10 protein-coding genes and 6 pseudogenes are annotated in these 14,901 nt (G+C 29.8%); 13 read left to right on the top strand and 3 right to left on the bottom strand.

Translation table 11 applies throughout. The features are described 5' to 3' along the window. From L987_RS13680 to L987_RS04290, 9 genes and pseudogenes are all read left to right on the top strand, one after another. A pseudogene (locus L987_RS13680) lies at positions 1 to 109 on the top strand (3-hexulose-6-phosphate synthase); the annotation flags it as partial. 2 nt (positions 110 to 111) lie between these two features. Next, a complete protein-coding gene (gene hxlB / locus L987_RS04315; protein WP_011303355.1) occupies positions 112 to 660 on the top strand; it encodes a 6-phospho-3-hexuloisomerase in 549 nt (182 codons plus the stop codon). Positions 661 to 1,097: 437 nt separating this feature from the next. Next, positions 1,098 to 1,213, top strand: a pseudogene (locus tag L987_RS13460) (DUF536 domain-containing protein); the annotation flags it as partial. Between the two features lie 294 nt (positions 1,214 to 1,507). After that, positions 1,508 to 1,931, top strand: a pseudogene (locus L987_RS13455) (NmrA family protein); the annotation flags it as partial. Positions 1,932 to 2,060: 129 nt separating this feature from the next. Then, complete coding sequence (locus tag L987_RS04310; protein ID WP_014287292.1) at positions 2,061 to 2,585, top strand: hypothetical protein; 525 nt, start codon at positions 2,061 to 2,063, stop codon at positions 2,583 to 2,585. Between the two features lie 568 nt (positions 2,586 to 3,153). Further along, positions 3,154 to 3,705 (top strand): recombinase family protein, encoded by a 552-nt coding sequence (locus L987_RS04305; protein ID WP_011304040.1) that lies wholly within the window; start codon positions 3,154 to 3,156, stop codon positions 3,703 to 3,705. A 48-nt stretch (positions 3,706 to 3,753) separates the two neighbouring features. After that, entirely contained in the window at positions 3,754 to 4,641 is an 888-nt protein-coding gene (cidR, locus tag L987_RS04300) for a cidABC operon transcriptional activator CidR (RefSeq protein ID WP_011304039.1), read from the top strand. Between the two features lie 109 nt (positions 4,642 to 4,750). Further along, positions 4,751 to 5,275, top strand: coding sequence for an acyl-CoA thioesterase (locus L987_RS04295; protein WP_011304038.1), 525 nt, complete (start codon positions 4,751 to 4,753; stop codon positions 5,273 to 5,275). A 7-nt stretch (positions 5,276 to 5,282) separates the two neighbouring features. Then, positions 5,283 to 5,657, top strand: coding sequence for a hypothetical protein (locus tag L987_RS04290; RefSeq protein ID WP_011304037.1), 375 nt, complete (start codon positions 5,283 to 5,285; stop codon positions 5,655 to 5,657). A 124-nt stretch (positions 5,658 to 5,781) separates the two neighbouring features. Here the strand turns inward: L987_RS04290 and L987_RS04285 are convergent. Next, a pseudogene (locus L987_RS04285) lies at positions 5,782 to 6,039 on the bottom strand (butanediol dehydrogenase); the annotation flags it as partial. A gap of 138 nt (positions 6,040 to 6,177) precedes the next feature. On the opposite strand from L987_RS04285, the gene L987_RS04280 reads away from it, so the two are divergent. Continuing rightward, positions 6,178 to 8,142 (top strand): GA module-containing protein, encoded by a 1,965-nt coding sequence (locus L987_RS04280; protein WP_047503204.1) that lies wholly within the window; start codon positions 6,178 to 6,180, stop codon positions 8,140 to 8,142. 165 nt (positions 8,143 to 8,307) lie between these two features. Here L987_RS04280 and L987_RS04275 read toward each other — a convergent pair whose 3' ends face one another. Then, positions 8,308 to 10,425 (bottom strand): amidase domain-containing protein, encoded by a 2,118-nt coding sequence (locus L987_RS04275; RefSeq protein WP_047503202.1) that lies wholly within the window; start codon positions 10,423 to 10,425, stop codon positions 8,308 to 8,310. A gap of 218 nt (positions 10,426 to 10,643) precedes the next feature. Between L987_RS04275 and L987_RS04270 the strand changes: the two genes are divergently transcribed. Beyond that, complete coding sequence (locus L987_RS04270) at positions 10,644 to 13,493, top strand: YhgE/Pip domain-containing protein (protein ID WP_047503198.1); 2,850 nt, start codon at positions 10,644 to 10,646, stop codon at positions 13,491 to 13,493. 84 nt (positions 13,494 to 13,577) lie between these two features. Next, complete coding sequence (locus L987_RS04265; RefSeq protein WP_002506273.1) at positions 13,578 to 14,033, top strand: MarR family winged helix-turn-helix transcriptional regulator; 456 nt, start codon at positions 13,578 to 13,580, stop codon at positions 14,031 to 14,033. A 182-nt stretch (positions 14,034 to 14,215) separates the two neighbouring features. On the opposite strand, the pseudogene L987_RS13450 reads toward L987_RS04265, so the two are convergent. Further along, positions 14,216 to 14,406: pseudogene (locus L987_RS13450) on the bottom strand (winged helix-turn-helix transcriptional regulator); the annotation flags it as partial. 18 nt (positions 14,407 to 14,424) lie between these two features. Here L987_RS13450 and L987_RS04260 point away from each other — a divergent pair. Continuing rightward, a pseudogene (locus L987_RS04260) lies at positions 14,425 to 14,727 on the top strand (orotidine 5'-phosphate decarboxylase / HUMPS family protein); the annotation flags it as partial. Between the last annotated feature and the right edge of the window lie 174 nt (positions 14,728 to 14,901).

Raw genomic sequence — 14,901 nt, 5'->3', positions numbered from 1 at the left:
TATTGTTGCAGAAAATCCTGATTTAATTATTGTTGGTGGCGGCATTGCAAATGCTGATGATCCTGTAGAAGCTGCTAAACAATGTAGAGCTGCGATTGAAGGAAAATAATGATGACAGAAATCACAAATTATCGTTTAATACTAGATGAAATAGACAACACATTATCACATGTGAAAGACAGTGAAGCCGAAACGTTTTTAAAGCAAATTATTAAAGCAGAGCAAGTTTTTGTATCTGGAAAAGGACGTTCGGGTTTTGTAGCAAATAGTTTTGCGATGAGATTGAATCAGCTTGGGAAGGGTGCGCATGTAGTTGGTGAGTCCACTACACCTTCCATTACCGAAAAAGATTTGTTTGTTATCCTTTCTGGCTCAGGTTCGACAGAGCATTTAAGATTATTAGCAGATAAAGCTAAAGCTGTAGGTGCAGAAGTTGTATTATTGTCAACAAATCCAACGTCAAAGATTGGTGAACTTGCAAATGCAGTGATTGAATTACCGGCGGGAACGAAATATGATACTGAAGGTTCAGCACAACCTCTAGGTAGCCTATTTGAACAAGCATCACAAGTGTTTTTAGATAGTATTGTTTTAGATTTAATGACTGAGATAAACGTTGATGAAGAAACAATGCAGCAAAATCATGCTAATCTGGAATAAAACCTACAAAAGATATTCACTTTAATACTCCACATTTATTTGTGGGGTGTTTTTAATTTAAAGAAACGCCTTGAGATATTTCCTAGTAGTTATAAAAATTAATTAGTATTGAATATCACGACTACATTTTTGAAAAGTGATGTAGATTTATAGCCATAATTTTTAGATTTACATTGACGATACTGCATCAAAAGAAAAAGCCAATCTACTTTTTCTAGGTTGACTTTTATTTTTATATCTAAAGGCATACTTACACACCTAAAAAACGTCGTGCTAAAAACAAATTTACATGTGGTAATCCAGTATCCTTATTATACATTTTAACAGTTGGTTTAAAGCAAACTTTAAAAATATATAATTTTTAACCTATTCAATTACATTTGTTTCTTAAAACGCATATATGAGCCAGAATAGAAAAGAGTTGCAGGAAAGATCAAAGATTGCTTAAGAATCAGCAAGTTTTGGCGTTAGAGAGTAATAAAAAAGATTCAAAAATCAATTAGAAGAAGAGAGGCTGCTTAATTATTCCTTTGATACACCTACTAATGATAGATAAAACGTAGATGTGTAAGAAGCATCATATACTACAGACGCTGTAAATATTAATCAACATCAGGAAGAAAAAAGGGTAAATAAACACAACTTAAAAAGGCTTTTAGAGTCGTTTGTTAGTAACTAATTGTCATTAAAAAGGTGCGACAAGCTCATAAACTTGTCGTACCTTTTTATGTGAATCGTACTTCTGATACTCATCAAATTAATTTAATTATAATGAGCAATTTAGCTTATTATGAAAAAGATTAGCTGAGGCAAGTATGTGCCTGCTCATTTTAAAATTGGAGGCTAAATTTACGAAAAAATTCTATTAACAGGTGCTTCAGCATATATAGAAAATAAGTCTAATGAACAAAATGTTACATGGAAATCTTCAGATTTATTTGATTTAAATGAGATAACAGAAGTAATGAAAAACGTAGATATCGCTATATATCTTGTTCATTCGATCATACCTTCAGCTAAGTTAACACAAGCAAGTTTTAAAGATACGGATGAAATATTAGCAGATAATTTTACTAAAGCATCAAGGTTTTAATAAAGTTAAACATATCATATTCATGAGTGGCCTAATTCCAAATACGAATGAATTACCACCATGTTTAAGAAGTCGCTTAGAGTGTAAAGACATTTTAGGAGCATATGGTGTGCCGGTAACTACGTTGAGAGCTAGACTAATTATAAGTGCTAAGGGAAGTTCTTATCCAATACTAAAAAATTGGTATCCAATGCTCGTTTTTATATAGTTAATATGAAATTTATATTCATAAATTGTTGAATATAAATTGTTTTATGCTATGTTTAATTTCCTACTACTATTTCCTAAAAAAGAAAAGGAGCTAAATATGATTAATATTATATCAGCGATAGGATCGCTTGGAACATTTATTATGGCGTTATTTTATTTTGTATCAGTATCAGTTCAACTTTACCAAATGAAAATAAGTTTTATTCCTGCATTAGGATTTAATCAGATTTTATTAATTAGAGATAAAGACCAAAAATTAAGTTTAAAAAACACCACTTCCAATGTGGAAGAAAATGAAGATTATTTGAAATTATATAATTTAGGAGGCGGTGCAGCAAAAAAAATCACCATTGAAGTTTTATTAGGTGAAGATAAAGTTATTCAAAAAAAGTATGTTAATATGTTACCTAGTAAAGAAGGTTATATGTTGCCTATAAATAAGACAGTATTTGATGAATTAGAAGATACTATAAAAAATAACGGTTACGAATCCAATATGAATATTAAGTTATCCTATTATCATAATGTGAGTAGAAAAAAACAAGAAATATTGTTAAAAGGGCATATAGATGCATTCAATAACTACGAAGATAAGAACATTTATGAATTACAGTTTATTTAAAGTAATAAAATGAATGAAAAATAAGATAGTTAATAGTAAGTCCTTTCTTTAACAAAATGCTTTTTAATCATAAAATATGATAATGATTCTTATAATAATCGTATTTCTTATATCATCTCTTTAGTTGATACTTTGCTTGTTCAGTTAACACTAACAAAGAAAAAATAGAGTTCAGCTTGTTTTAAATACTGATTATGAGTTAATTGTTTTATAAGGATACTAATCTACATTTTCATGATTAATTCATAAAATAACTAACACGAAATATACAAAAGTACATTAAAGTTTTTCATAAAAAATAACTAGCCTAGAATTATAAAGAGTGTAAATTTATGTCTATAATTAAAATTCTAGTTAGAAAAATCGTTCGTTTTTGACACAAAACCTCTTAAATTAAAATTAAGAGGTTTTTCTTGGATATTTAAGTCTATAAACTTGTGCTATAATCAATGTGTCGAAAATATCAAAAATCATGAGTTTTCAGACGATGAGAAACGTGCTTATTTGCATCGAGAAATAGATTTTATTAATAAGTGCCCATAAAACGATTAAAAGAGGTGGTATTGAAATGGCTAAAATTGGTTATGCACGTGTATCAACACAAGATCAAAGTCTTGATGGACAAATTGATACACTTAAAGACTATGGTTGTGAACGTATCTTTAGCGAAAAAGTGAGTGGTCGCAAAACGAAAAGAACAGAACTTGATAAGTGTTTAGACTATTTACGTGAAGGAGACATCCTAGTTATCTATAAATTAGATCGTCTTGGACGTACAACAAAACAATTAATTGATCTGTCTCAATGGTTAGATGAAAACGGCATTGATTTACATATTATTGATATGAATGTGTCAACCAAAGATGCGATGGGAAAAATGTTTTTTACAATGATGAGTGCATTTGCAGAACTTGAAGCTAACTTATTAAGTGAACGTACGAAAAAAGGTCTAGAAGCTGCGAGAGCAAGAGGGAGAAAAGGCGGCCGTCCTTCTTTGCCAGATTATAAGAAAAGAGAAATCAAATTCTTATACGATGAACAAAAACTTACAGGCGAAGAGATTGCTAAACAGACAGATGTTAGTCGTTCAACGGTATACAGAATAATAAAAAATAATTAGTTTAAAAAACTGGTAACGTGAAGAAATAATAAAAAGGGAGGAAATTTATTGGAACTTAGACATATGCAGTATTTTGTAGAAGTCGTAAAGCAAAAAAGTATGACCAAAGCAGCATCTAATCTTTTTATCACACAACCCACAATTAGTAATACAATTAAATTATTAGAAGAAGAATTAGATGTAAATTTATTTAATAGGTATAAAAACCAAATATACTTAACTGACGCAGGAGAAGCTTTCTTTTTCCAATGTAAAGAAATGCTTAAAATGTATGATAATATCCCTAATGAGTTAAGTAATTTATTAGAATTAAAAAAGGGACATTTGAAAATTGGAATCCCTACTATTATTAATATAAGAAGATTAATTGGCTTAATTTCGGAATTTCATGAAATGTATCCTAATATAACTTTTCAACTTTTTGAAAATGGTAGTAAAAAAATTGAAAACGATGTATATTATGGTGATTTGGACATGGGAATTACTGTACTTCCTACAAATAATAAAAACTTTGATATATTCTCTTTTTTAGAAGAAAAATTAAAACTGGTCGTTCATAAAAATCATGAATTATCTAAAAAAACAAAGATTGATATTGAAGATTTACAAGAACAAGAATTTATTTTATTCAATTCTGATTTCTATTTAAACGATAAAATCAAAAATACATGTAGAAATTATGGCTTTAATCCTAATATAATTTTTGAAACCACCCAATGGAGCTTCATAGAAGAAATGTTATTAAATAATCTAGGGATATGTATATTACCCGAAGGAATACTAGGCTTATTAGATAATAATTTACAAGCCATCGATATTAATGAACCTTCCATGAAATGGGAACTTGGTATTATTTGGAGAAAAGATATTATAGTTGATTCTTTAACAAAAAATTGGATTAAATTTCTCCAAGAAAACTTCTTAATTAACTATTAAATATAAAGGTATTTGAGAAATTTATAGCTGTATAAAAAAAAGATATTTTATATTTATATACTCTCGCTCTATAATTAGAACATAAACATTATAGAAACGGGAGTTTTTTATGGAAAATTATAAATTTCCTAGTGACAGTAAAATTGTCAGTACGGATCAAGTATTAATTAATGATTTAAACAATTATAATACCCTATTTGGGGGGGTGTTGATGAAAAAAATTGATAATAACGCAACGCTTTCAGCTAGAAGACATGCAAGAGTTAAAGAATGTGTTACAGCTTCTACAGATTCAGTAGAATTTTTATATCCAATCACCCAATCTGATTCAGTTTGTATAGAATCTTATGTAGTTTATACAGGAGAAAAGTCTATGGAAATATTTTGTAAAGTCATTTCAGAAGATATGATCACTGCAGAAAGAAAAATTGCTGCTGTAGCTTTTCTTACTTTTGTAGCTTTGGATGAAAAGAAAAAACCAATTAAAGTACCCAAAATCTCTCCTCAGTCCAAAGAAGAAAAATTATTATTTATGGATGGCGAAGAAAGAGCTAAAATGCGAAAAATTAAAAGATCACAAACTAAAAATATAATTGAGTCTCTTGATATCAATAAACCATGGGAATTGGAGTAGTGATAAAATGATAAATGAAATGGAAGAATTAAACCAAGTTAAGTTAGATTTGAAAAAACTAAGAAACAAGTTTCCTAATATGTATGAAAAGTTAGAATATATAGCTAGTTTGACAAGACAATTAAGTATCCATTATAAATATTTAGGATTACTAATGTTTTCAGATAACCGTGAAATTATTCAAAATAAGCGACCAACTTTAATAAGAGAATCTGTTTTAAAATTATATGAACAAGAAGTTAAAAAAGTTAAAAAAGATAGTAATTTTGTAATTTTTAAAGATATGATGTTAAAATTCCAAAATGTGAACTACTCACAAATATTTCTTATTATTTTAGGTGCCGAACCTAGTTTTGTATTTAAAAATACAATTATTAAATAATAACTTTATTAACAATCCTTAGATTAATGAATTATAAAAACTCACAAATTTCTTGACTAAATAAAACTATATTTTAGCTAATAAAAGAGCTTCCCTAAATTTAGAGAGGCTCTTTTATTAATTTTTATAACTTAATGAGAATTTTTGCTTGTGATTTATCGTTTATGAGTTTTTCAAATCCTGATTCGACAATATCATCTAGCTCTATCTCATCAGTAATAACATCTTTAACTTTTAAATTACCTTCATTAATTAAATCTATTGTTTGTTGAAATGTAGTAGGTGTATAAGCAATTGTCGAAGTGAGCTTTACACCTGTATTTGTTAATTGCATTGGATTCCATTCAATAGGATGACCAAATATAGACACTATAACGACAGTTTTAAATATAAGTTGATTTATCAATAAATTTGGACATAAAATTTATTTTTTAATGATATAGTATAGCAATATTGCTATTTGAATAAAGTTATATAACCTATATAATGAGGATGAATAATTAGAAGAAAGGTGAATTTAATGAAAAAGTTAAGGTATAATAATTTAAGTAATAAAACCAGATTAAATCATCAATTTAAATTTTCTACTATGGCACTCATTATTAGCACTTCTTTGATGGGGTATAGTATGACTTCGACACCATCAGTAGAAGCAAAAGATAAGGCTGATTTAAATATTGAGACGCATTCGAATAGTGAAAATACGCTAGAACAACGCATTCAAGAAGGTAAAGAGAAAATTGATAAATTAAAAAACATCAAAGATAGTCAGAAAGATGCTTCTATTAAAGAAATTACAAAAGCTAAAAGCACAGAAGAAGTTGAAGCAATATTGAAGAAAGCAAAAAAAGTTGATAATAAAATCATTGAACAGAATAGAGTGCAGAGTCATTTAATTGAAAATGACAAAAAGGAAGTATCTGAAGATAAGAAAAGTGTGAAAAGTGAGTTAGATAGTAAAAAAAATATAGTTTCTTCTGTTAAAGAAAAGTCTAACCATATTGAAGAACAAGATAGTATTGACTTGTTCGATCAAGAAGACCTGCAAGATAATACGTTTGATGCTAATTTAAATCAAAGAGATACAAAGCAAGATATATCTCATTTAGTTGATATGGGTAAACTAAATGAAGAAAGTAAAGATATAGCAGATATGAATGATAGTGAAGAAAATAAAAATACGGCTTCAGAAAAAGACGAAGGCGCTGTTAAAGAAAACAACCAAGACGGTTTAGCATTTAAAGATACATCTAATACTAAGAGTAATCAAATGCAACAATCAGACGAAATTAAAAAAGACATCGATAAAGTTACGACAAACCATTCAAAAGTAAAAGATAATTTAGATTATTATGTCGAAAATAAAGAAAATAATTTAAAGATATTGGATTCAAAGCTTTCTGAACGAGACTCAATATCTGCTAAAAACAAAGAAAAATTGAAAAAGGAAATAGAAAAAACGCAACAAAGTCTAAAGAAACAAAATGACGTTGTATTAAATCATTTACAATCTGTAAATAATAAAGAACAAGCTGTAAAAGATATTGTTAGTGGTACTTTTGATAAAAAGAGTGCACAATCTATTTTAGAACGTATAGATACAAAAGGTAAAACAGATCAACAAATCGCGAGTCAAGTTGTTAGTGAGTTAGATAACTTATCTACTACTACGAGTGATGATATTTTAAAATCTATGTTTGATAAAACATCTGATAAGCAAGAACTTATTAAAACGATACTATTAACTAAATTTGATCATATAGATACATCAAAAATCGCTGGTGAAATAATGCATAAAAATCCGAGTAACGAACAAATTGTAGCTTTAATCAAACATCATTTTGGGGACAATGTTACAAGCGATGATATTTTAGAAAATATATTGGACCAATCTCATGATAAACGTAAAGCTTTAGAAGCAATGCTAGCTACGAAATTAAATGATGCTAAAGCTAAAGCGCTTGCTGACGTTATTGCCAAAAAAGAAGATTCTAAGCATAACTTATTAAATCTAATGAAATCGGGAATTAATAATGAGTTGAATGATTTATTAAAGGCTGATAAAGATATAAGTAAATTTAAAGATGATATCCATGGTTTGTTTGAACCATTAAAATATACGCCAAGTTTATCGAATAAATTTGATGGGAGTTTGTTAGACAGAGATGAACAGATGCGAAAATTAAGTGGAAATTCAAAATTACTTGGTACACCAAGTCTATTTGACGATTTATTCAATAGAAATAGTATATTAGATGGAATTAAGGATATATCTAATCCTTCGCCTGGGCGTGCTTTATCTCTAGGTGATTCCTCGGGTAGCTTTTTAAGTGGTTTATTTGACAATAATGGTGATTTTTCTTTACCTGATACAGGAACAGTAGTAAAAAAATCAACAATTCCATTAGGGATTCTACTTTTCATTATAGGTGGTGGATTAATATGGTTCATCAAACGAAATAAATCGAAAAATTGTAAATATTAAATTATAACGTATTTTAGTACGAGTTAATTTATATAGTATATTGAAAATGCTCCATTCAAAGTGAACACTAGTAAGTGGAACTTTGAATGGAGCATTTGTATTTTGAATGAATAAAAGCTAAATTAAACACTTTAATAAAGAAAATAAAAGGAATATTTAAATTTACTAGTTATTACCTGTAATGTAACTCAATTCAGTTGCAGCATCTGCATCAATTGTTCTATAAGAAACGATACCAAGTCCTTTAATGTTTGATTCTGATATAACGATAGAACCATCATCGTTAACTTTTTCTACAAAAGCTACATGACCGTAGATCTGGTCTGCCCCTTGTTGACCTGCCTCAAATACAACGGCAGTGTGAGCTTTTGGTGTTGAAGAAACAGCATAATCTTTTCTTTCTGCTCGATTATTCCAGTTTCGTGCGTCGCCTAAATCACCACTCACATATTTGTCGAACTGTGCCATGCGATTATAAACATACCATGTACATTGCCCATGAGGATAAGGAGAGTCATTTGTTGTTTCTGAAAATGGTTTGAAGGCTGAATCATAATCATCGTTGTTCGCTTTGTAGTTATCTAAATCAGGCATTTTTTTATTATCAAACTGTGTTAAGTCATAGTGGTTGATAATACTATTTAATTTGTCCGCGTATTGTGAATCAGTCGCGTATGTGGTAGCCAAATGCATTGTTGCTGAACGGTAACTATAAGCTTCACTTTTCCATGTTGGTTTATAAATGTCCTGGTTACCATCGATGCCGTGTTTGATTAAATTGGCATAATCTTCCAATGATTCTTTTTTGCTTGGATAGCTGCGGAAGTTTGCTGAAATTTGGAACGTATGGTTGCCATTATCTTCGAGTGTATTAAATGTAGCCGACTGACCTTCATAAGCTCCTTTTATTCCAAATAAATTGAAATGGGGTGAACTAGCAAGATCGCTAGTGCCTGAGTCAGATTCTAATATGGCTTGGGCAATCATAACAGATGCATAAATATCTTCATCTTGACCTATGTCGTGAGCGTCTTGTGCAACTGTTTTAATAAAATCTCGTGTATTTTTACTTTCAGTAATTGTTATATCGTTAGAATTGTTATTATCATCCGATAAATTTGGCAATTGTTGGAAAGTTGCAGTAGATCTGATGTTTGATTGGTTTATGTCGTTTTCAAATGATTGAGCTGGCTTTTCTTTTTTAGCTAATTGTGATTCAGACGGTAATTGAGGGTTAGCATTTGTATTCGATGCCTGTTTTTCAGAATTATTTTTCTTACTTTTACTATTTCCATTTGATAAATCATCTTTTTGATCATCATATTTTTTTTTATTATTTTTAGCATCTTCACTATACTCGTCTAAAATTGCATCTAATACTTTATCGTCAGATTTTGTATCTGATTTATCAGCATTTTCGTTATCACTGTTGGCATTATCGTTTTCAGTAGCAGGTGTGTCATTATCTTTGTTGTCTAGATTATCAGCATCATTATTTGCTTCTTCATAAGATTGATCTTGTTGGGAGGATTGTTTTGACTCACCATCATCTTTTTTTTGATTTTTATCAACTGGAAGTTTGTTTGATTCAGACTTATTATCTATATCATCGTTCTCTGACTTCTCAGATGACTGTACATCATCAATGTCATCTTGTAGTGAACCCTTATCACTATTCTTTTCTAAATTGTTAGTATTTGATTCGTCACTATCATCCGAATATGTCGTATTTGGATTTATTTGATTTATAGATGTATTATCATTGTGACTGTCATTCTTCTCGTTTTGTACATCGTTATTCTCTATAGTAGAAGTTTGTTTCATTTTATTATTAGAGAACAGTTGATTTAATAATTCAGATAGCCCATCCTTGTCACTCCTAAAAGGTTCTGGCTTGAAAACATTCAAACTATCATAAGACGATGAATCATTAAATGAATTTTCAAATGAACTTGGTATTTTTTCATTGGATGATTTATTATCAGAAGTTTTATGTCTTTTATTATTAATATCTTCTGTAGTCCTTTCATCTTTTGTACTATTTAACTTACTCTTGCGTTCACTATTTTCCTTTTCATCACTAGCTTTATTCTTTTCATCATTTCCATTTTTTGATGAATGTGATTGCTTAGCTTGCTCCTCATCTTTTTCCTTATACACGTCATTTGATTCAGAAGTTGTGGCACTTTTTTCTAAAGATTCGGCACTAACATCGTTGATAGAAAATGATGGAATAAGTAAAGACGTTGAAAGCAAACAGACTAATAATTTTTGTTGCTTCATGAAAATACCTCTTTTCTAAAATATATTATTTTGCTATGTACAAACTATGGTTTGTCTTGGTACACTGTAAACAGACTTAGATTTAGTTGATACATATCAACTATAAAATGGATAGACTTTGTTAATGCATTCAGTATATCAACTTATATGAAATTAACAAATAGTAATTTTAAATTTATGTAAGAAAAATCAATAGATACAGTTTTAGAGGTGTATAAATGAAGAACGCAATAAAATTATTTGTAATGGATTTGAAAAAGATTGCTAAGACGCCTGCTGTTTTAGTGATTTTAGGAGGTTTAGCACTTCTTCCTTCTTTTTATGCTTGGTTTAACTTAGAAGCGACATGGGATCCATACGGTAATACTAAAAATATTAAAGTGGCTGTTGTAAATGAGGATAAGGGAGATACAGTTAAAGATAAAAATGTGAACGTGGGCAATAAAATTACCAATAAACTAAAGAAAGATGATAACTTTGATTGGCAATTTGTAAGTCGAAAAAAAGCCGATTATGATTTGAAGATGGGCGATTATTACGCGGCCATTTACATACCAGAGAAGTTTACACACCAAATTACCGGCACACTTCGAAAAAACCCACAGCAAGCAGACGTAGAATACAAAGTGAATCAAAAACTTAATGCGATTGCGCCTAAAATGACAAATGCAGGGACGAGTGCCATTGTTCAAAAAGCAAATGAACAATTTAATGAGACAGTAACAAAAGCATTATTAGATGAAGCAAATCGACTTGGCGTGAAACTTGAGGAAGAAATTCCAACCATAAATAAAATTGAAGATGCAGTATCTAAAGCTAATGATTCTATACCCAAAATTAATGATTTTGCTGATAAAATAATATATTTAGATGAAAATCAGGATGAAATTGACAATTATGCTGATGAATTTAGAGCGTTAGGAAATCATAAAGGTGAGGTTATAGATGCTGCAGATAAATTAAACCAAGTTAATGCGGCCATTCCGACATTAAATGAGCGAGCTAAATTGATATTGGCATTAAATGACTACATGCCAAATATTGAGAATGCCTTGAATGTTGCATCTAATGATGTACCAGAAGCTTTTCCAAAAATTAATCGTGGTGTAGACCTTGCAAGCGCAGGGGTTGACGCAGGGTTACAAGGCCTGAATGAAGCGCAAGGATATTTACCTGCAGTGCAACAGCGTGTCGAAGGCTATCAAGAAGTCGTTGATAATGCACAAGAAGCAAATCAAAATGCTAATAATCGATTACAAGAAAATGTTGAAACTGAGCAGCAAAGTTCTAAAGGGTCAGATAGTTATTCAAATATTAAAACTTCGCAAATAAGTAATAGTAATAGCGACAATGCTGGAAATAATCAAAATGGAACAGCAATAAGTAGTGAAGATGTAAGCGCAATGGAATCTTCACTATCAAAATCATTATTATCTTTATCCAATTATACCGACAAACAAGCGGAAAGTAGTCAAGAAGATATTAATGCGCTAAAAAATGTCACTTACGGTATTATATCTACAGATAAGCCAAAAGATTTCAAAGAAACTTTAGATAATATTAAATCTAGGCTTGAAGTAACAAGTAAGTCCAATCAAAAGTTTATAGATATATTATCAGAGCTTGAAGATAGAGAAAAGGTAGATCTTTCTGATGAGATTAAGGAATTAGAGTCAGCAAATAATAGAATTAATAATTTAATTAAGACACAAAATCAACTTAGTGAAGCACTTTCGAATGGAAGTTCTGGTAAAGAAGAAGCAGTAGAATTACTTAAAGAAATTCCACGCGTGAATAGTAGCTTAGATGATTTAAGAAACTATATTAAGTTAGAACTAAACCAAAAATTATTAGATGTATCTAATGATGTGATGTCATTATTAGATGACGGCGATATAAAACTATCAACTGTTCAATCGAAATTAAACACAATTGATCAAGTTATAAATTCAGGAGAAAGTATTTTAACTACTGGTAAGGATAGAGTTGAGACGATTCAAAGTGCACTACCAGTCATTGAGCAAAGATATATGGATGCAATGTCTATTGCTCAAAATTATTATCCACAATTTAAACAAAGTGTTTCTAACGCAGCATCATTTATTGAAAATGACTTGCCAGGTTTAGAACAACAGTTATCTGATACAACAGCAACTGTGAACAATACAATACCTACACTGTTTAATCGCTATGATAATTTGGTAGATATTTTAGATACAAATCAACCACGTGCAAAAGAAAGCTTGCACAATTTGGCAGATTTTGCACGTAATCAATTACCAGATGTTGAAAAAGATCTGGCTAAAGCGAACAAACTATTTGACGAGATTGAAGACGACGATGCAGTGGATAAAATGGTAGACTTATTGAAAAATGATTTGAAAAAACAAGCTAATGTAATCGCAAATCCAATTAATATAGATCAAAAAGACATATTTCCTGTGAAAGACTACGGTTCAGCAAGCACACCATTTTACACAGCATTAGCAATATGGGTAGGAGCTTTATTACTAGTAAGTTTATTAACGACAGATAATAAACATAAATCATTAGAGCCACATCTAACGACAAGAGAAATTTATCTAGGAAAGAGTGGGTTGTTTTACACGTTGGGTATTATCCAAGCACTCATCGTATCAATTGGAGATATGGTGATACTGAAAGCGCAAGTTGAATCTGTTGTATGGTTTATTGCTATATCAGTATTCTCATCACTTGTATTTATTTCAATTGTATATACTTTAGTGTCATTGTTAGGAAATCCAGGGAAAGCAATTGCAATCATCTTCCTTGTACTACAAATAGCAGGTGGTGGAGGAACCTTCCCTATCCAAGTTACACCAGAGTTCTTCCAAGTCATTCACCCTTATTTACCTTTCTCTTATTCAATAGATGCTTTAAGAGAAGCAGTTGGAGGACCTGTACCTGAAATTTTAACTAAAAAATTAGTGATACTTTCATTATTTGGTATAGGATTTTTATTAATTGGTGTTATCTTTAAACCAATTACTGATCCACTGATGAGAAAAGCAACTGAAAAAGCTGAAGAAAGTGATGTAATGGAATAAAGTTATTATGCTTATAATAAGTAATATTTAATTTTTAAAAATCAATGATGGTTGAAAAACGATAGTTTAGTAAGGAAGGTTAATATGGAGCATAAAGAGGGAAACTTAGAAATAATAATTAACCAATTCTATGATGCTACAGCGAATATTAATAAAGCAATTACTAACATGGTTAAAGAATTGGAACCAGGTCGTTACTTATCTTATGAACAAATAGAAACAATGTATTTTATTCAGCATAATGAAAAAGTATCGATTAACGACTTAGCAAATAAGCAACGTACTTATAAGACAGCTGCATCAAAACGTGTTAAGAAGTTAGAAAGCAAAGGTTATGTGCAACGAGTTTATTCGAATGATAAACGTACTAAATTAGTGAGTTTGACGCATAATGGAGAACGCTTATTAAAAGAAATGAAAATAAACTTAACAAAAGAAATAAAGTTACTTTTGTTAAGTTGTTTTGTTAGAGAAGATTTTGAAAAATTTATGTATCAGCTCATGAATTTTGAAAAGACATTTTTAAAAAAGTACTACTAGAGTAAATTAATTTAGATAGTTGAAAAATGAAATTTCAATGTTTATTTGTCACTTTACTTGGTATATGAGAATGATTTCACTTAATATTTGAAGTCGCTTGTTTAGTAACTAAATTTAATAAAAAGGCATAATAATTTCTAATAATGATTATTACTTTTAATTGTATCTAGAAAGTCAATGCTCTAACTACAAATTGAAGAAACTAGTTTATCAAGGTTTAATTCTATTTCATTCAATTTACAACCTACTTTAGGGGAACTACTGGTTAGACAGTTCTTTCAATGATTTTGTCTTGCTCTAATTCTCGAAGTTTTCTTATTAACATACGCTGATTGATATAAGGTAGTGTATTTTGTAATTCACTTAATCTTAAACGATTACTTTTCTAAAATTAGTAGCTATGATTGCAGTACAAGATTTAGATGATTTAGACGCAGATTATATCGCTGTTCATACTGGTTATGACTTACAAGCTGAAGGTCAATCTCCTTTAGAAAGTTTACGTAAAGTTAAATCTGTAATTAGTAATTCTAAAGTAGCAGTTGCAGGTGGTATTAAACCAGATACAATTAAAGATATTGTTGCAGAAAATCCTGATTTAATTATTGTTGGTGGCGGCATTGCAAATGCTGATGACCCTGTAGAAGCTGCTAAACAATGTCGTGATATTGTAGATGCCCATACAAAGGCATAATCAGTTACAATTAACATTAAATAAGATTAAACTAAGCAGATAAAAATGCACATGTAGTTTGTGAAAAAAACTAGAAAACATTTTATGTTTAAACTTCCTTGTTTCTAGTGTATGTAGTACTTAGGTTTTAAAATATAATTGAAAGGTAGGTTGTATTATGACTAAAAAAGTAGC

Source organism: Staphylococcus sp. ZWU0021 (assembly GCF_000798895.1).
GTDB lineage: Bacteria > Bacillota > Bacilli > Staphylococcales > Staphylococcaceae > Staphylococcus > Staphylococcus saprophyticus.
The sequence above is the reverse complement of the archived record's forward strand: the minus strand, read 5'-3'. Positions and strand labels throughout refer to the sequence as shown.